General features: G+C 60.4%; 24 protein-coding genes and 2 tRNA genes. 2 read left to right on the forward strand and 24 right to left on the reverse strand.

The window, feature by feature from the left end; all coding sequences use genetic code 11:
* Nucleotides 1-69: 69 nt before the first annotated feature.
* Genes AB7A72_RS19620 through AB7A72_RS19630 form a run of 3 tightly spaced genes read right to left on the reverse strand, consistent with a single transcriptional unit; the run spans nucleotide 70 to nucleotide 3,278 of the window.
* Nucleotides 70-363 carry a putative hemolysin gene (locus AB7A72_RS19620; protein ID WP_312835714.1) on the reverse strand — a complete coding sequence of 98 codons (294 nt, stop codon included), beginning with the start codon at nucleotides 361-363 and terminating at the stop codon, nucleotides 70-72.
* 28 nt (nucleotides 364-391) lie between these two features.
* Nucleotides 392-2,368: an MFS transporter gene (locus AB7A72_RS19625; RefSeq protein ID WP_369460897.1), complete on the reverse strand. Its 1,977-nt coding sequence runs from the start codon at nucleotides 2,366-2,368 to the stop codon at nucleotides 392-394.
* Nucleotides 2,369-2,423: 55 nt separating this feature from the next.
* Nucleotides 2,424-3,278, reverse strand: coding sequence for a hypothetical protein (locus AB7A72_RS19630; RefSeq protein ID WP_369460898.1), 855 nt, complete (start codon nucleotides 3,276-3,278; stop codon nucleotides 2,424-2,426).
* A 91-nt stretch (nucleotides 3,279-3,369) separates the two neighbouring features.
* Between AB7A72_RS19630 and AB7A72_RS19635 the strand changes: the two genes are divergently transcribed.
* Nucleotides 3,370-4,122: a helix-turn-helix domain-containing protein gene (locus AB7A72_RS19635; RefSeq protein WP_239810523.1), complete on the forward strand. Its 753-nt coding sequence runs from the start codon at nucleotides 3,370-3,372 to the stop codon at nucleotides 4,120-4,122.
* A 67-nt stretch (nucleotides 4,123-4,189) separates the two neighbouring features.
* Here the strand turns inward: AB7A72_RS19635 and AB7A72_RS19640 are convergent, their stop codons facing one another.
* The gene (locus AB7A72_RS19640) at nucleotides 4,190-5,443 is read right to left on the reverse strand and encodes an FIST signal transduction protein (protein ID WP_369460899.1); all 1,254 of its coding nucleotides are present in this window, start codon (nucleotides 5,441-5,443) and stop codon (nucleotides 4,190-4,192) included.
* Nucleotides 5,444-5,523: 80 nt separating this feature from the next.
* Complete coding sequence (locus AB7A72_RS19645; protein ID WP_369460900.1) at nucleotides 5,524-6,516, reverse strand: PhaM family polyhydroxyalkanoate granule multifunctional regulatory protein; 993 nt, start codon at nucleotides 6,514-6,516, stop codon at nucleotides 5,524-5,526.
* Between the two features lie 154 nt (nucleotides 6,517-6,670).
* On the opposite strand from AB7A72_RS19645, the gene AB7A72_RS19650 reads away from it, so the two are divergent.
* Entirely contained in the window at nucleotides 6,671-7,084 is a 414-nt protein-coding gene (locus AB7A72_RS19650) for a VOC family protein (RefSeq protein ID WP_369460901.1), read from the forward strand.
* 158 nt (nucleotides 7,085-7,242) lie between these two features.
* Here AB7A72_RS19650 and AB7A72_RS19655 read toward each other — a convergent pair.
* The 19 genes from AB7A72_RS19655 to rplN all read right to left on the reverse strand — a co-directional run bounded on the left by AB7A72_RS19655 (nucleotide 7,243) and on the right by rplN (nucleotide 16,534).
* Nucleotides 7,243-7,319 (reverse strand) — tRNA-Met (locus AB7A72_RS19655).
* A 209-nt stretch (nucleotides 7,320-7,528) separates the two neighbouring features.
* Nucleotides 7,529-7,605, reverse strand: a tRNA-Met gene (locus AB7A72_RS19660).
* Nucleotides 7,606-7,772: 167 nt separating this feature from the next.
* On the reverse strand, nucleotides 7,773-8,159 hold the full coding sequence (gene rplQ, locus AB7A72_RS19665) for a 50S ribosomal protein L17 (protein ID WP_021028321.1): 387 nt from the start codon (nucleotides 8,157-8,159) through the stop codon (nucleotides 7,773-7,775).
* A 104-nt stretch (nucleotides 8,160-8,263) separates the two neighbouring features.
* Nucleotides 8,264-9,259 (reverse strand): DNA-directed RNA polymerase subunit alpha, encoded by a 996-nt coding sequence (locus AB7A72_RS19670; protein ID WP_021028320.1) that lies wholly within the window; start codon nucleotides 9,257-9,259, stop codon nucleotides 8,264-8,266.
* Nucleotides 9,260-9,378: 119 nt separating this feature from the next.
* Nucleotides 9,379-10,002 carry a 30S ribosomal protein S4 gene (gene rpsD / locus AB7A72_RS19675; RefSeq protein WP_021028319.1) on the reverse strand — a complete coding sequence of 208 codons (624 nt, stop codon included), beginning with the start codon at nucleotides 10,000-10,002 and terminating at the stop codon, nucleotides 9,379-9,381.
* 82 nt (nucleotides 10,003-10,084) lie between these two features.
* Complete coding sequence (gene rpsK / locus AB7A72_RS19680) at nucleotides 10,085-10,486, reverse strand: 30S ribosomal protein S11 (RefSeq protein ID WP_021028318.1); 402 nt, start codon at nucleotides 10,484-10,486, stop codon at nucleotides 10,085-10,087.
* Between the two features lie 18 nt (nucleotides 10,487-10,504).
* Nucleotides 10,505-10,870 carry a 30S ribosomal protein S13 gene (gene rpsM / locus AB7A72_RS19685; RefSeq protein WP_239810520.1) on the reverse strand — a complete coding sequence of 122 codons (366 nt, stop codon included), beginning with the start codon at nucleotides 10,868-10,870 and terminating at the stop codon, nucleotides 10,505-10,507.
* Nucleotides 10,871-10,892: 22 nt separating this feature from the next.
* Nucleotides 10,893-11,006: a 50S ribosomal protein L36 gene (rpmJ, locus tag AB7A72_RS19690; protein WP_003050535.1), complete on the reverse strand. Its 114-nt coding sequence runs from the start codon at nucleotides 11,004-11,006 to the stop codon at nucleotides 10,893-10,895.
* Nucleotides 11,007-11,099: 93 nt separating this feature from the next.
* Nucleotides 11,100-12,419 carry a preprotein translocase subunit SecY gene (gene secY / locus AB7A72_RS19695; RefSeq protein ID WP_239810519.1) on the reverse strand — a complete coding sequence of 440 codons (1,320 nt, stop codon included), beginning with the start codon at nucleotides 12,417-12,419 and terminating at the stop codon, nucleotides 11,100-11,102.
* A 21-nt stretch (nucleotides 12,420-12,440) separates the two neighbouring features.
* Nucleotides 12,441-12,872, reverse strand: coding sequence for a 50S ribosomal protein L15 (gene rplO / locus AB7A72_RS19700; RefSeq protein WP_239810518.1), 432 nt, complete (start codon nucleotides 12,870-12,872; stop codon nucleotides 12,441-12,443).
* A gap of 11 nt (nucleotides 12,873-12,883) precedes the next feature.
* On the reverse strand, nucleotides 12,884-13,066 hold the full coding sequence (gene rpmD / locus AB7A72_RS19705) for a 50S ribosomal protein L30 (RefSeq protein WP_066475638.1): 183 nt from the start codon (nucleotides 13,064-13,066) through the stop codon (nucleotides 12,884-12,886).
* 11 nt (nucleotides 13,067-13,077) lie between these two features.
* Nucleotides 13,078-13,596, reverse strand: coding sequence for a 30S ribosomal protein S5 (gene rpsE / locus AB7A72_RS19710; protein WP_239810517.1), 519 nt, complete (start codon nucleotides 13,594-13,596; stop codon nucleotides 13,078-13,080).
* Nucleotides 13,597-13,611: 15 nt separating this feature from the next.
* Nucleotides 13,612-13,977, reverse strand: coding sequence for a 50S ribosomal protein L18 (gene rplR, locus AB7A72_RS19715; RefSeq protein WP_021028312.1), 366 nt, complete (start codon nucleotides 13,975-13,977; stop codon nucleotides 13,612-13,614).
* Between the two features lie 11 nt (nucleotides 13,978-13,988).
* Nucleotides 13,989-14,522 carry a 50S ribosomal protein L6 gene (rplF, locus tag AB7A72_RS19720; protein ID WP_027011216.1) on the reverse strand — a complete coding sequence of 178 codons (534 nt, stop codon included), beginning with the start codon at nucleotides 14,520-14,522 and terminating at the stop codon, nucleotides 13,989-13,991.
* A 26-nt stretch (nucleotides 14,523-14,548) separates the two neighbouring features.
* Nucleotides 14,549-14,944 carry a 30S ribosomal protein S8 gene (rpsH, locus tag AB7A72_RS19725; protein ID WP_021028310.1) on the reverse strand — a complete coding sequence of 132 codons (396 nt, stop codon included), beginning with the start codon at nucleotides 14,942-14,944 and terminating at the stop codon, nucleotides 14,549-14,551.
* 18 nt (nucleotides 14,945-14,962) lie between these two features.
* Entirely contained in the window at nucleotides 14,963-15,268 is a 306-nt protein-coding gene (rpsN, locus tag AB7A72_RS19730) for a 30S ribosomal protein S14 (RefSeq protein WP_021028309.1), read from the reverse strand.
* Nucleotides 15,269-15,276: 8 nt separating this feature from the next.
* Nucleotides 15,277-15,825: a 50S ribosomal protein L5 gene (rplE, locus tag AB7A72_RS19735; RefSeq protein WP_133855838.1), complete on the reverse strand. Its 549-nt coding sequence runs from the start codon at nucleotides 15,823-15,825 to the stop codon at nucleotides 15,277-15,279.
* Nucleotides 15,826-15,835: 10 nt separating this feature from the next.
* Complete coding sequence (gene rplX / locus AB7A72_RS19740) at nucleotides 15,836-16,153, reverse strand: 50S ribosomal protein L24 (RefSeq protein WP_133855839.1); 318 nt, start codon at nucleotides 16,151-16,153, stop codon at nucleotides 15,836-15,838.
* Between the two features lie 12 nt (nucleotides 16,154-16,165).
* Nucleotides 16,166-16,534, reverse strand: coding sequence for a 50S ribosomal protein L14 (rplN, locus tag AB7A72_RS19745; RefSeq protein ID WP_027016133.1), 369 nt, complete (start codon nucleotides 16,532-16,534; stop codon nucleotides 16,166-16,168).
* Nucleotides 16,535-16,754: the final 220 nt, after the last annotated feature.

Here is a 16,754-nt window from a genome sequence, read left to right on the forward strand (position 1 = left end):
ACAAAACCCCTGCCAGCGCGGTATGTGCTGGCAGGGGTTTTTGCGTTGTACCGCAGCCCGTCGTGGGCTTTAGTTCGAGGGGTTGTCGCGCCAGAACAGGTCCCAGGGGTCCATTTCCTTGCCGTCGGGGAAGCGGCACAAGGTATTCTTGCCCTTGGGCGTATTGAGGATGGCGCCGCCCATCTGCACACAGTAGGCCGATGCGGGGCTGCGCGGGCCGGCATAGACGGTGGCGCGTGTGAAAGCCTCCTTCTCCTCAGGGTCATGCAGCGGCTTCAGGCCCGAAGTACTGGTGCAAGCGGCCAGGGCGGACATGGCCACCAGGGCTGTCACGCTTTTGTACAGAATCGTTAGAGAGGTCATCACAAAGCCATTCGTTGTCCAGCCTGCATTATCCCAAAGCGGGCGAACCGCTGCCATGGCCGCCCTCCTGCTCCAGCAGCTCGCCTACACGCTGGCGCAGTTGCTCGGCCGAGCATTCGGCGGCCGGGCTGGCGGCGCCGATGCGCAAGCTCACGCGGTTGAAGACGCCACGGCGGAACGGCCGGGTCATTGCGCCCTTGGGTTCGATACGGCTGAAGAACGAGCCCCAGAGGTTGGACAGGGCCATCGGCACGACGGGCACATCCAGCCCATCGGCACGCGCCTGCTCCAGGATCTTCATCACGCCGCCCTTGAATGCCTGCAGCTCGCCATCGCGGGTGATGCCGCCTTCTGGGAAGATAGCGAGCAGATCCCCTTCGCGCAGCACCTGCGCGGCGCGTGCAAAGGCGGCCTCGTAGACGGCAGGGTCTTCGCTGCGGGGCGCCACCGGAATGGCCTTGCACAGGCGGAACAACCAACCCAGCAACGGTGTGCGGAAGATGCGGTAGTCCATCACGAAGTAAATCGGGCGCGGGCTGGCGGCCATCATCAGGATGGGGTCGACAAAGCTGACATGGTTGCAGGTCAGCAGCGCCGGACCGCTGGTGGGAATGTGGTGGGCACCCTGCACCCGAAAGCGGTAGACCAGGTTGGTGACCAGCCAGGCAATGCAGCGCAGCAGGTATTCGGGCACCAGCAGGAAGATGTAGGTGGCGACGATGGCATTGGCAATGCCGGTGAACAGGAAGATCTGCGGCACGGTAAACCCCGCCCCCAGCAAGGCACCGGCGATGACCGAGCTGGCGATCATGAACAGCGCATTGAGAATATTGTTGGCCGCAATGATGCGGGCGCGGTGCGTGGGCTGGCTGCGCAGCTGGATCAGCGCATACATGGGCACGCTGTACAGCCCGGCAAACAGCGACAGCAAGGCCAGATCGGCCATCACGCGCCAGTGCGCCGGCTGGCTGATGAAGGCCAGCGCCGTCCAGGCCTGGGCCGGCTGCGCCAGCCCGCGCGATGCAAAGTACAGATCAATCGCAAACACGCTCATGCCGATGGTGCCGATGGGCACCAGGCCAATCTCCACCTGGCGGCGCGAGAGCACCTCGCACAGCAGCGAGCCCAGGCCGATGCCGATGGAAAACACCACCAGCAGCAGCGAGGCCACATGCTCATTGCCATGCAGCACCTCCTTGGCAAAGCTGGGGAACTGGCTCAGGAACACCGCACCGAAGAACCACATCCAGCTGATACCCAGCAGCGAGCGGAACACAACCACATTGCCATGGGCCAGCTTCAGGTTGCGCCAGGTTTCGCTCACCGGGTTCCAGTTGATGCGCAGGCCCGGGTCGGTGGCCGGTACCACCGGCACGCCCTGGGCCGTCAAACGCCCCACTACCGCCAAGCTAAAGCAGGCCACCGCGACCGAGGCATGGCCGATCTCAGGCAAGGCCACCAGCAGGCCACCCACCACATTGCCCAGCAAGATGGCGACAAAGGTGCCCATCTCGACCATGCCATTGCCGCCGGTCAGCTCATCGTCGCGCAACACCTGGGGCAGGTAGGCAAACTTGACGGGCCCGAACAACGTGGAATGCAGGCCCATCAGAAACACACAGCCCAGCAGCAGCGCCGGGCTTTCGATCCAGAAGCCCAGGCCGGCGATCAGCATCACGCCAATCTCCAGGTCCTTGACGAAGCGGATCATGTGGTGCTTTTCATACTTGTCGGTCAGCTGACCCGAGGTGGCGGAGAACAGCAGAAACGGCAGGATGAACAGCGCGCCGATCACCAGGCCCGCCATCGCTGGCGGCATCCAGGCCACCTGCAGCTGGTAGGTCACCATCACCGTGAACGCGAACTTGAACAGGTTGTCGTTGGCAGCCCCGGCAAACTGGGTCCAGAAGAAGGGGGCAAAGCGGCGCTGGCCCAGCAACGCAAACTGGTTGGGATGGTCTGGCGCCTCAGCGGCGGGCACAGACGGGGCATGTGGACGGTTCATGGAACAAGCATCTCCTGGCGGATCTAGGGCGGTAGGGGTGGTCGGTACCGGGCATTCAGCGCAAACGCCCTGCCCCCAACGCGCCGCCCCCGATTGTGCCTGCGGACGCGCTGTTTGCGTGCGCCCGGTGGCGCAGTCGCTGCAAGCTGCGCAGCAGCGGCAGCACCGCCAGTGCTGCCGCCAGGTGCTTGAGCGCATGGCCGGCCACCAGATGGCCGCTGCCTGCCCAGACGGCGGCATCACCCAGTTCGAACAACTTTGCCAGCGCATACCAGGCCACAACGGCCGCCAGGGGCCAGCGGATCAGGTGCGCGGCCGGCGGGCTGCGCTGCTGCCACACGGCGAGTACCAGCAGCAGCACCATGCCCGCGCCTTGCAACACGGCCCAGGGCAGCAGCTGTCCGGTCTGCAACCAGATCCACAGCGCCAGTGGCCCGCCCAGCAGCACGCACAGCGCCGTCAGCCAGGCAGCGCGGGCGTTGAGCAGCGACTGCAGCGCCAGGCCCAGGACACCGGCAAATACCGGCACCATGCCCATGCGGTCCCAAAAAACGCGCAGATCCCCCGGCAGCAGGTGGTAGTAGGTCGAACCCGCAGCCGTGAGCACCAGGCCGCCGAAGACCAGCAGCAGCCAGGGTGTCGCCCCTTCGGAGCGCAGCGTCTGTGCAGGTGTTGTGAAGGTCGCCAGCAAGCCCCAGCCACCGACCAGCAGAAACGGCAGATTGCTCAGCACATCAGCTGCATTGGCCAGGCCCAGCAGCCCGCGCTGGTCGGCAAAGTCATGGTAGTGGGCCGCCTGTGGCACATAGGGCCCCAGGCAGGCCAAGGCCAGCATCGCGGCATAGAAAGCGTAGAGTGCGCATTCCGCAGCCAGGCTGCGGGGGCTTGGGGGGTGGGTGGTATCAGTCATGGCCTGCACTGTGCCGCCTGGGCGCCAGAGCGTCTCGGAATGCCAGCGCGATCCCCTATGATGGCACCCAAAGTATGACAGGACGATACCCATGAGCACCACCGCCGATCTGGTACTGGCATTGAAGAAAGAGCTGAAAGCCGCGCAGATGACCTATGCCGACCTGGCCGAGGCGCTGGGCATGGCGGAGTCCAGCGTCAAGCGGATGCTGGCCAAGGGTGACATGCCGCTGTCGCGCATCGATGCCATCTGCCACGTGCTGCGCCTGGATTTTGCCGACCTGGCGCGCCGTGTGGCCGACAACCAGCCGCTGATCAAGGAGCTGACGCAGCAGCAGGAGCAAGCGGTGGTCGCAGACAAGAAGCTGCTGCTGATGGCCATCTGCGTGCTCAGCCAGTGGACCCTGGAGCAGGTGCTGACCACCTACCGCTTGAGCGAGGCCGAGGGCATCAAGTACCTGGCGCAGCTCGACCGCATCGGCATCATCGAGCTGCGCCCGATGAACCGCTACCGGCTCAAGCTGGCCAAGACCTTTCGCTGGCGCCCGCATGGCCCGGTGATGGAGTACTTCCGCGAGAACGCCGTGCACGACTATTTCTCGGGTACCTTCGACAAATCGGGCGAGGGTTTGATGCTCGTGCATGGCGCCATCAGCCGCACCCTGGCGCCGGCCTTTTTGGAGCGCCTGCAGCGTGTGGCCCAGGACTTTGCCCAGCAGCACCTGACCGACCAGCGCCTGCCCGAGAAGGAGCGCGAGGGCTATACCCTGCTGCTGGCCATGCGCAGCTGGGAGCTGTCGGTGTTCACCGAGATGCGCCGCCTGCAGCCGGGGGGCAACCGCTAAGAACCAGCCCTCTCGAACGCATGCCGCTGGCAATGCCACGCGGCTGCGTGGAGACTGCAGGCAGCTGCTAGGCCGCCTGGGTAAACAGCATCAGTGCACCGGCATAGCGGTGCAGCTGCTGACCGGCAATCTCGCCCTGGCTGAAGAAACCTACCAGCGGGATGTCCCCCAGCACATGGTGGATCAGTTCCAGCTCGGCACCGGGCGCGCCGAAGTAGGGGCTTGCCCGCTCCGCACAGCTGATGTAGACCGCACCGGCGATGCTGCGGCCGGCCCCGGCATCACCCAGCACGCTGTCGCCCAGCGGCAGGCCGGTCTGTGCCTCGGCGGGCGCCAGTGATTCCCGCAGCTCGGCACACATGCGCAGCAGATCGGCGCGGGCGGCCGACAGGTTGCGCTGGCAAAAGCACAGGTACTGCTGGGGCTGGGCCGGCTCCGGCAGCACAATGCCCCGGCTGGCCATGTCCACGCCCACCAATGGCACCACGCGCGCCTCGGGGCCCAACTGGCCGGCGTGCACCGGCGATTCGGGTGCATGCGGCTCCAGCGCGGCATGGATATGGCGCAATGTGCGGGTGGCCCGCTCGGGGTCGGTATCCAGCCGTACCGGCATCAGCTCTTCCAGCACATCCAGCGCCGGCCGGCCGTCGAGGGCTAGCACCACATGGCCCTGCATCGCAGTGATGCGCATGCGCGTGCCCATCACCTGGCAGCCCTGGGTCAGCTCCTGCACCACACCGGCTTCCGCAGAAAAAGCCATACCCGACAGCCCGCCGCGCAGCACGCCACTGTGGCTGGGGCCCAAAGCCTTGCTCCACGCCAGCTGCAGCGGCGCCACCGCCCCGGAGCTGAGGCCACCGAGCACACTGCCGGCGCGGGTACGGGCCGCCAGCTCTTCGAGCAGCTCGGCAAAATCAGGCAGATCGGCATCGGCATGCAGCAATGCACGCTCCCAGGGGGATGTGGACGCCACCGGCAGCGGTGCAATGCCGGAAAACAGGCGGTAGGAATGGGCAGGCAGCTCCAGCAGCATGACCGACAGCGCCGGCTCGTTCAGGTATTCCGCATGCGAAGCCATCACGCCCGTGCCCACCGCGCCGCTCCAGTCGCCAATCTGCGGGAACTCATCCTGCAAAGCTTCCAGCAGTTGCGGCGCATGGCGCGCATAGGCATCGGTGAAATACACCAGGCCGAGATTGGGCGCGCTGGCATAACCCGCCTGGGCCATGCGTCCGCGCAGTTGCGCCACCACCAGCGCCACGGCCATCCGCCAGTCGGGATGGGTCACATGGCCATAGGGAAAAAGCTTTGTGCCTGCCATTGTCAAAAAACCTGCTGCTGCGGGACTGCCAGCCCAGTCCCGCACTCAAAAATCACGATCGCTCAAAGGGGGAGCCCGACTCAGCGCTGGCCGGGAGCCGAGGGCTTGCGAGAGCCAGCCTGACGCGGCGCGGCCTGACGCGGCCCGGCTTGACCTGAGGCGGCGGGGCGGGAACCACGGTTGCCGGCACCGGCACCGGCGCCTTTGGTTGATGCCGCCTTGCGCGCCATTGGCTGCTTGCCAGTGTTGTTCTGTGCACTGCGCGGACTACTCTCGGGCTGGCGGGCAGATGGCTTGGCAGCGTTTGCATCGCCTGCAGAAGCGGCACTGCGTTTGGCCGCGGTCTGCCGGCCCATCGCGGCTTGGGCCGCAGTCTTGCCCGCTTCCGCCATCCCTTCTGCCGTGCTGCGCACGGCCTCCGCTGCCGAGGCCGCTGCCTGCTGGGTGCTGGCGGCATGCGCCATCGCCTGCTCGGTGACATCCTGCACGGCCTGCTGCGCGATATGCTGGAACTGCTGTGTCAGCGCGCCCCACCATTGCATCGGGTCGGTCACTGGAGAGGCTTTGGCTTGCCCGGCTTGTTCCGGCGGTTCTGTGGCAGCCTCAGGTGCCGGCGAGGCTGCGGACGCTGCGGGCGGCGGTGTCGATGCCGCTGCAGGGGCGGGGCTGGGGGCTGCCGGGGGCTTCGCAGCCGCCTGGGGCGCGGCAGTCTCGGCCGCGTCTTGCGCCTGCGCTGCCGCGTTCTGGGCAAATTGCTGCCAGCTTTGCACCATCGTGCTGGCCCAGTTCTCCACTGGCACGTTCATCGTCTGCAGCGCCGACAAAGTCATTTTCTGCACTTCCATCGCCTGGATGGTGGCCTCCAGCGCCCGCTGGTTCTGCTCCAGCCAGAACAGCACGGTCTTGAGCTCCTGGATGCGTTTTTCCAGATCCGGCACGCTCATCGTCGGCGCCACCCATTCCTGCCATTGCGCAAAGGCCGCAACGGGCTTGGACGTGCTGCCTGCCGCAAGCTTTTGCAGAAAATCGAAACCAGGGGCGAAAGGGTTGAAAGTCTGGGCGGCGTCCTGCATGGTGGTGTCTCCGGTGGTGGGGGCCGTTGGCCGCGCGAGCAATGCCACGGTGTATGCTGCACAGCTTAGCGGATTGTGCAGGCCCTGCCTATGTGATAAATCGCATGCAGCGGTGTACGATCCCTCTTGCAACCCGCCTTTTGAGCCCGCCACCATGCAGAGCCTTTTCCATCTCGCCTTCCATGTGCACGACCTGGATGCTGCACGCCACTTCTACCGCGACACGCTCGGCTGCGCCGAGGGCCGCAGCACCGACAGCTGGGTGGATTTTGATTTCTTTGGCCACCAGATCTCCTGCCACCTGGGCAAGCCTTTCGAGACCAGCAATACCGGGCTGGTGGGCAACCACAAGGTACCCATGCCGCATTTTGGCCTGGTGCTGAAACTGGAGGACTGGAAGCAGCTGGCCGAGCGCCTGCGCGCTGCCAACACCCGCTTTGTGCTGGAGCCCCAGGTGCGCTTTGAAGATGAGCCCGGCGAGCAGTGGACGATGTTCTTCTATGACCCCAGCGGCAACCCGATCGAGGTCAAGGGCTTTCGCTCGCTGGAGCAGTTGTACGCGCATTGATCGCGCGCGGCGGCCCCGCCAAAGGCCCTCGAAGGCGGAGAAGGTGCTGTCTCCGCCCGGCCGCTGGGCCGATACCGCGCCCCATCCCGCGCTGTTTAAGCCCAACACCAGTGAAGCGGACACAAAAAAGCCAGCTCGAAAGCTGGCTTTAGGTGTTCTGGTTGCGCGAGAAGGATTTGAACCTCCGACCTTTGGGTTATGAGCCCAACGAGCTACCAGACTGCTCCATCGCGCACCGCAATTATAGCGCGACTTTGGGGCTGCATTTTGGCGGGGCGCGCTTTTAGCGCATATTTTTCGCGCTTCGACTTTTATAGCAATCTTGGCCGGCTCGAACCTGCAGCCATCGGGGGCCGCCTTGCAGGCTGGCCCGGCTGCTCCAGCAGGGCTGTGCCCGGCACCCGGCCACAAAAAAGCCAGCTCGAAAGCTGGCTTTTGGTGTTCTGGTTGCGCGAGAAGGATTTGAACCTCCGACCTTTGGGTTATGAGCCCAACGAGCTACCAGACTGCTCCATCGCGCACTAGCATTATAGCGCGGGTTTTCCTTAATACGAAGCGCTTTGTCATCATTTGGAAAACTATTTGTGCCATCTGGCCTGGAGAGGGGTGTGGCAACGGCGGCCAAGACCTCGCGACCATAGAAAAAGCCCACCGAAGTGGGCTTTCTCAACGTGAACCTGCAGAGGGCTTATTCAGCTGCGGCATCACCGGCTTCTTCAGCGCGGTCCACCAGTTCAACATAGGCCATAGGCGCGTTGTCGCCCACGCGGAAACCCATCTTCAGGATACGGGTGTAGCCGCCAGGACGGTTGGCCGAGCGAGGACCCAGCACATTGAACAGCTTGGTCACGCTGTCGCGGCTGCGCAGACGGTCAAATGCCAGACGGCGGTTGGCAACGGTGTCCACCTTGGCCAGCGTGATCATGGGCTCGATCACCTTGCGCAGTTCCTTGGCTTTAGGAACGGTGGTCTTGATGGCTTCGTGCTCGATGAGCGAATTCATCATGTTTTGCAGCATCGCCTTACGGTGAGACGAGGTGCGGTTCAGTTTGCGGAGGCCGTGTCCGTGACGCATGGTGCTTTTCCTTTTAGATTGGTTCAATCAAACAGCCGTATCAGGTACTGTTCGACGCACTACGATTGAGCTCCCCCACCATTGGGAGAGCTCTCCATTATAACTTAACGCTTTTCCAAACCGGCTGGTGGCCAGTTTTCAAGCTTCATACCCAGGGTCAGACCACGGGAAGCCAGAACTTCCTTGATCTCGTTGAGCGACTTGCGACCCAGATTCGGGGTCTTGAGCAACTCATTTTCGGTGCGCTGGATCAGGTCACCGATGTAGTAGATGTTTTCGGCCTTCAGGCAGTTGGCAGAACGCACGGTCAACTCCAGCTCGTCCACAGGACGCAGCAGGATCGGGTCGAACGTGGCGTTGTTGCGCGCCTGGCCGCCTGGCTGGTCGAACACATCCAATGCGCCGCCTTCGAGCTGCGCAAACACGGCGAGCTGTTCCACCAGGATCTTGGCCGACGAGCGCACTGCATCTTCTGCAGCGATGGCGCCGTTGGTTTCAATCTCGAGAACCAGCTTGTCCAGATCGGTACGCTGCTCCACACGGGCGGATTCCACCGTGTAGCTGACGCGCTTGATCGGCGAGAACGATGCGTCCAGCACAATGCGGCCGATCGACTTGGTCGACTCGTCACCGTAGCGGCGCACGTTACCGGGCACATAGCCACGGCCTTTTTCCACCTTGATCTGCATGTCCAGCTTGCCGCCTTGCGACAGGTTGGCGATGACATGATCAGGGTTGATGATTTCTACATCGTGAGGCGTCTGAATGTCAGCTGCCGTCACTACGCCTTCGCCATCCTTGCGCAGGCTCAGCGTCACTTCGTCACGGTTGTGGAGCTTGAACACCACGCCCTTGAGGTTCAGCAAGATGTTGACCACATCTTCCTGGACGCCGTCGATAGACGAGTACTCGTGCAGCACACCTGCAATGGTCACTTCCGTCGCTGCATAACCCACCATCGAGGACAGCAGAACACGACGCAGCGCATTGCCCAGCGTGTGCCCGTAGCCGCGTTCAAACGGCTCCAGCTCTACCTTGGCGCGATTGTGGCCCAGCTGTTCTACGTTAATTGTCTTGGGTTTCAGCAAATTGGTCTGCATGCAAACTTCCTCTCAATACCCCCGGCTCGTTACACCGGTAAGGCTGGTGAAGCACCAGAACCGCGATGCCTCGCGGTTCTGGGACGGATACACTTTCGCAGTCGAAAACGACCGGGAAATTAACGAGAATACAATTCGACGATCAGCGATTCGTTGATGTCAGCACCGAATTCATCGCGGTCTGGAGACTTCTTGAAGACGCCTTCAGCCTTGTCAGCCGACACGTCCACCCAAGCGGGGAAACCCACTTGACCGGCCAGTTGCAGCGACTCAACGATACGGGCTTGCTTCTTCGACTTTTCGCGCACAGCAACCACGTCGCCTTCCTTCACGGAGTACGAAGGGATGTTGACGGATTGGCCGTTCACGGTGATGGCCTTGTGGGACACCAGCTGACGCGCTTCGGAGCGGGTCGAGCCAAAGCCCATGCGGTACACCACGTTGTCCAGACGGCTTTCCAGCAGGCTCAGCAGGTTCGCGCCGGTGTTGCCACGGCGACGATCGGCTTCAGCGAAGTAGCGGCGGAATTGCTTCTCCAGCACACCGTAGGTGCGCTTGACCTTTTGCTTTTCACGCAGTTGCAGACCGTAGTCCGAGGTACGCGTGCCGGAGGTACGGCCGTGTTGACCTGGCTTGGTGTCCAGCTTGACCTTGTCCGCGATCGAGCGACGTGCGCTCTTGAGGAACAGGTCTACGCCTTCGCGGCGGGAAAGTTTGCCCTTGGGGCCAATAAAACGTGCCACTTGAATATCCTTTTTTCAGCTACCGCAAAAATGCGGGAGCCGCCAGAGCACCATGCACTGGCGGCGGTGGGCTTATGGTGAGTTAGATGCGACGACGCTTTTGAGGGCGGCAGCCGTTGTGCGGGACTGGCGTCACGTCGGAGATCGACGTGATGCGGATGCCCAATGCACCCAGAGCACGCACCGAAGACTCGCGACCTGGGCCTGGGCCCTTGATCTCGACGTCCAGGTTCTTGATGCCCTGTTCCATGGCAGCACGGCCGGCCACTTCGGAAGCAACCTGGGCTGCGAAAGGCGTCGACTTGCGCGAGCCCTTGAAACCCTGGCCACCCGACGAAGCCCAAGACAGGGAATTGCCTTGGCGGTCGGTGATCGTGATGATGGTGTTGTTGAACGAAGCGTGAACGTGTGCAATGCCGTCAGAAATGTTCTTGCGAACTTTCTTACGTACACGTGCAGCTGCATTGTTCTGAGACTTAGCCATTGTGTACCTTCAATCTCTTTATTTCTTCAAAGCCGCTGCGCCTTTGCGCGGACCCTTGCGGGTACGGGCATTGGTGCGGGTACGCTGACCACGCATGGGCAGACCACGACGATGACGGAAACCGCGGTAGCAGCCGATGTCCATCAAACGCTTGATGTTCATCGTGGTTTCACGGCGCAGGTCACCTTCCAGGGTCAGGTGAGCGATGGCGTCGCGGATCTTTTCCAGATCAGCGTCCGAGAAATCCTTGACTTTCTTGGCGTAGTCGATACCAGCAGCTTCGCAGATCTTGCGAGCGGTGGTGCGACCGATGCCATAGATAGCGGTCAGGCCGATCTCCGCATGCTTGTGCGGAGGGATGTTAATACCAGCAATACGTGCCATTTGTGTCCTCTAATACTTTAGATTAACCTTGGCGCTGCTTATGGCGCTGGTCGGTGCAGATCACGCGTACGACACCCTTGCGACGGATGATCTTGCAGTTACGGCAAATCTTCTTTACCGAAGCTGAAACTCTCATTTCATTCTCCTAAAACTTCCATCCGCTCCAGTCTGTGACGGCATTTCAAATATTTAGCCCGAACAGACTGGAGGGCACACTTTCCTGTCGATCTCAGTTTTTGGCTGAGGCCTTGAAGTTCGCCTTCTTCAGAAGCGACTCATACTGCTGAGACATCATGTAATTCTGGACCTGGGACATGAAGTCCATGGTCACCACCACGATGATCAACAAGGAAGTGCCACCGAAATAGAACGGAACGTTGTACTTCAGGATCAAGAACTCTGGCAGCAGACACACGAAGGTGATGTAAACAGCACCCGCAAGCGTCAAACGCACCAAAATCTTATCAATATAACGTGCTGTCTGATCCCCTGGTCGAATCCCGGGAATAAAGGCACCACTCTTCTTCAGGTTATCGGCCGTCTCGCGGCTGTTGAAAACCAAGGCCGTATAGAAGAAGCAGAAAAAGATGATCGCTGCGGCATAGAACATCACATAGATCGGCTGACCGGGGGTCAACGTGCTAGCAATGTCCCTGAGCCAACGCATCGATTCGCCAGCGCTGAACCAGTTCACAACAGTGGCAGGCAGCAAGATGATCGACGAAGCGAAGATGGGAGGAATCACACCAGCCATGTTCAGCTTCAGTGGCAAGTGCGAAGACTGGCCACCATACACCTTGTTTCCAACCTGACGGCGCGCATAGTTCACCAGGATCTTGCGCTGTCCACGCTCGACAAACACGACGAAGTACGTCACGGCTGCCACTACGAGAACAATGAAGATCGCGGCAATGATGCTCATCGCACCAGTACGCACCAATTCGAGCAATCCACCGATGGAGCTGGGGAGACCCGCAGCGATACCGGCGAAGATCAGGATCGAGATCCCGTTGCCCAAACCACGCTCGGTGATCTGTTCACCCAGCCACATCAGGAACATCGTACCGGCGGTCAGGCTGACCACAGCGGTAAGACGGAACCCGAAACCAGGGCTGAGGACCAAACCGGCAGTGCCTTCCAGTGCCACGGCAATGCCGAGCGACTGAAACAGCGCAAGCGCCAGGGCACCGTAACGGGTGTACTGGGTAATCTTGCGACGGCCGGCTTCGCCCTCTTTCTTCATCTGTTCGAATGTCGGGACGACGTAGGTCATCAATTGCATGATGATCGATGCCGAGATGTACGGCATGATCCCCAGTGCAAACACGGTGAAGCGCGAGAGCGCTCCGCCCGAGAACATGTTGAACAGGTTGAGGATGCCACCCTGTTGGCTATTGAACAGCTGCTGCAACTGGTTGGGATCGATACCAGGCACCGGAATGTGAGCTCCGATGCGGTAGACGATCAGCGCCAGCAACAGAAAAACCAAACGACGACGCAGATCGCCGTATTTACCGGTCTTTGCAATAGTTGCGGTGTTCGTAGCCACTGATGAATCTTTCAGAAAGGGTTAGGCGAGGCTACCGCCAGCAGCTTCGATCGCAGCCTTGGCACCAGCGGTGGCGCCAATGCCGTTCAGCTTGACAGCCTTGGACAGTGCACCGGTGTTGATCACCTTGACGACCTTGGCGCGTTGGCCAACCAGACCAGCTTGCTTGAGCACTGCCAGATCCACTTCCGCAGCACCCAGCAGCTCGAGAGCAGCCAGGGACACTTCGGCGTTGAACTTCAACGTGGTGGACTTGAAACCGCGCTTGGGCAGGCGACGCTGCAAAGGCATCTGACCGCCTTCGAAGCCTACCTTGTGGTAGCCACCCGAACGCGACTTCTGACCCTTGTGACCACGGCCGGCGGTCTTACCCAGACCCGAACCGATACCGCGACCCACGCGACGCTTGGCGTGCTTGGCACCTGCTGCAGGCTTGATGCTATTGAGTTCCATCATCAATCCTTTCAGAGAACCTTCACCAGGTAGGCGATCTTGTTAATCATACCGCGCACTTCGGGGGTGTCCTTCAGTTCGCTGATGCTGTTCAGCTTGCGCAGACCCAGACCACGCACAGTGGCGCGGTGGTCTTGCTTGGTACCAATCGGGCTACGCACCAGTTGGACCTTCACAGTTTGTTGCGTTGTCATAGTGACTCCGATCAGACGAACAGGTCTTCAACCGACTTGCCACGCTTTGCAGCCACTTCCGCAGGGGTCGTGGAATTGTTCAAAGCGTCGAAAGTGGCGCGAACCATGTTGTAGGGATTCGACGAACCATGGCTCTTGGCCACGATGTCGGTGATGCCCAGAACTTCGAAAACGGCGCGCATGGGGCCGCCGGCGATGATACCGGTACCCTTGGGAGCAGGAGCCAACATCACGTTGGCAGCGCCATGGTGACCCATCACGGTGTGATGCAGGGTGCCGTTCTTCAGCGACACCTTGATCATGTTGCGACGGGCTTCTTCCATAGCCTTCTGCACGGCAGCAGGCACTTCCTTGGACTTGCCCTTGCCCATGCCAACGCGGCCGTCACCGTCGCCAACCACGGTCAGTGCAGCGAAGCCGAGAATACGACCACCCTTCACAACCTTGGTGACGCGGTTGACCGCGATCATTTTTTCGCGCAAACCGTCGTCACGACCTTCGTCTTGCACTTTGGGGGAAAATTTAGCCATTTCTATCCACTCCGCTTAGAACTGCAGGCCGGCTTCGCGGGCTGCATCAGCCAGAGCCTTGACGCGGCCGTGGTAGGCAAAACCTGCACGGTCGAATGCAACCTTCTCAACGCCAGCTGCCTTCGCCTTTTCAGCGATGCGCTTGCCGATGAGAGTAGCTGCGGCGGTGTTGCCACCCTTGCCAGCTGCGCCCAGGTTGCTGCGCACTTCGGCTTCTGCCGTAGATGCGGTTGCAATCACCTTGGTGCCGTCGCCGGAAATGATCGTGGCATAGATATGGAGGTTCGTACGGTTCACCGTCAAACGCGCAACGCCTTGGTTGGCAATGCGGATACGGGTTTGCAGGGAACGACGAAGACGCTGCTGTTTCTTGTTCAACATGATGCAGCTCCTTATTTCTTCTTAGTCTCTTTGATCGTGACCTTCTCATCCGCATAACGGATGCCCTTGCCCTTGTAAGGCTCGGGAGGACGAACGGCACGAATCTCGGCTGCCAGCTGACCAACGCGTTGGCGGTCAGCACCCTTGATCACCACTTCCGTAGGGGTAGGGGTGGCCACGGTGATGCCAGCAGGCATTTCAAAGTTGACTGGGTGGGAATAACCAACGCTCAGGTTCAGCTTGCTGCCAGAAGCAGCGGCCTTGTAACCCACGCCGACGAGCGACAGCTTCTTCTCGAAGCCCTTGCTCACACCAACCACCATGTTGTTCACCAGCTGACGCATGGTGCCGCTCATGGCATTGGCTTCACGGGAGTCATTCACCGGCTCGAAAGCCAGCTTACCGTCGTTGTTGGAAACCTTGACCAGGGCGTTGGGGGTCAGCAGCAGCGTGCCGCCGGCGCCCTTGACGCTGATTTGGTCTTCCTTGATGGAGACATCCACACCTTGGGGGATGCTCACAGGCATTTTTGCTACACGGGACATGTCAGTATTTCTCCTTCAATGCCGCGTTAAGCCACATAGCAAAGCACTTCACCGCCGACACCGGCAGCGCGCGCTTTACGATCGGTCATCACACCCTTGGGCGTGGTCACGATTGCAACACCCAGACCGTTCTGGACTTGAGGAATTGCAGTGCAGCCCTTGTACACACGCAGGCCAGGACGGCTCACGCGCTCGATACGCTCGATCACTGGACGACCAGCGTAGTACTTCAAGGTAATTGCGAGTTCAGACTTGCCATCTTCGGTCTTCACTTCGAAGCCATCGATGTAACCCTCGTCCTTCAAAACCTGTGCAATGGCAACCTTCACTTTGGACGAAGGAACCAGCACGGTGGCTTTGGACACCATTTGTGCGTTACGGATACGGGTCAGCAAGTCAGCGATTGGATCACTCATGCTCATGTTTAATCTCCTGACTGCTTACCAGCTGGCCTTGGTCACGCCAGGGATGGCGCCGACGAATGCCAGTTCACGAATCTTGGCGCGGCCCAGACCGAATTGACGGAAAGTGCCACGGGGACGACCCGTGATTTCGCAACGTGCACGTTGACGAGTGGGGTTTGCATTGCGAGGCAGCTTTTGCAGGCCCAGACGGGCTGCATCACGCTCTTCGTCGGAACGCTTTGCGTCGCCGGCGATGGCCTTCAGTTCTGCATACTTGGCTGCGTACTTGGCAGCCAGCTTTTCACGCTTCAGTTCGCGTTGGATCAGTGCTTGTTTAGCCATGCATCACCTCAGTTCTTGAACGGGAAGCGGAAAGCCTGCAACAGTGCCTTGCACTCGTCGTCATTCTTCGCAGTCGTCGTAATGCTGATGTTGAGACCACGCAGTGCGTCGACTTTGTCGTACTCAATTTCAGGGAAGATGATTTGTTCTTTGACGCCGATGTTGTAGTTGCCACGGCCATCAAAGGCGCGGCCAGAAATACCACGGAAGTCACGCACGCGGGGCAGAGCCACGGTCACGAAACGGTCCAGGAATTCATACATCTGAACGCCACGCAGGGTCACCATGCAGCCGATAGCTTGGCCTTCGCGGATCTTGAAACCGGCGATAGCCTTCTTGGCCTTGGTCACCACAGGCTTCTGACCAGCAATCTTGGTCAGGTCAGCCACGGCGTTGTCCATCACCTTCTTGTCGGAAACGGCTTCGCTCACACCCATGTTCAGGGTGATCTTGGTCAGGCGAGGCACTTCCATCGAGGAGGTGTAGCCGAACTTCTTCATCAGTTCGGGAGCAATTTGCTCACGGTATTGTTTTTGCAGTCGTGCAACGTTTGCCATGTCTTACTCCTTAGGCTGCGATATCAGCGCCATTGGACTTGAACACGCGAACACGTGCGCCGTCGGCGTTCACCTTGATGCCCACGCGATCAGCCTTGCCGGTTGCCGCATTGAAGATAGCCACGTTGGATTGGTGGATAGGCATGGCCTTTTCCACGATACCGCCGTTGGTGCCCTTCATGGGGTTTGGCTTGACGTGCTTCTTCACCATGTTGATGCCTTCGATCACCAGGTGGGAGTCGTCCGCACGCAGCGTCACAACGCCACGCTTGCCCTTGTCACGGCCGGTCAGCACGATAACTTCGTCGCCCTTGCGAATCTTGTTCATAGTGCTATTCCTTTAGAGAACTTCGGGGGCCAGCGACACGATCTTCATGAACTTTTCGGTACGCAGTTCACGGGTCACGGGGCCAAAGATGCGGGTGCCGATAGGCTCCAGCTTGGCGTTGAGCAACACAGCGGCGTTGCCATCGAATTTGACGAGCGAACCGTCAGCACGGCGAATACCCTTTGCGGTACGCACCACCACAGCACTGTAAACCTCGCCTTTTTTGACGCGGCCACGTGGAGCAGCTTCTTTCACGCTCACCTTGATAATGTCACCAACGCTCGCATAGCGACGGTGCGAACCACCCAGCACTTTGATGCACTGGACAGACTTCGCGCCGGTATTGTCGGCAACCTCGAGTCGAGATTCTGTCTGGATCATTTCAATATTCCCAACTTGCACCAGCAGACCAGACAGCCCAATAAGAATTAATCTTCATGGACAGCCAAGCAGCCAGTCAGTCTTGGGCCCGTCGTCCACACCGCAACCATTTACGATGCTTCTCCTGGGCAGAAACCTCGCGCATTAAACGCGAAGCCCTCTATTCTGGCAGAGCTAGCACACTCCGTCAAGAGTGCGCAACCAAACCAGTGGTAAATTG

This window comes from Comamonas sediminis, assembly GCF_041107495.1.
Classification (GTDB): domain Bacteria; phylum Pseudomonadota; class Gammaproteobacteria; order Burkholderiales; family Burkholderiaceae_C; genus Comamonas; species Comamonas sediminis.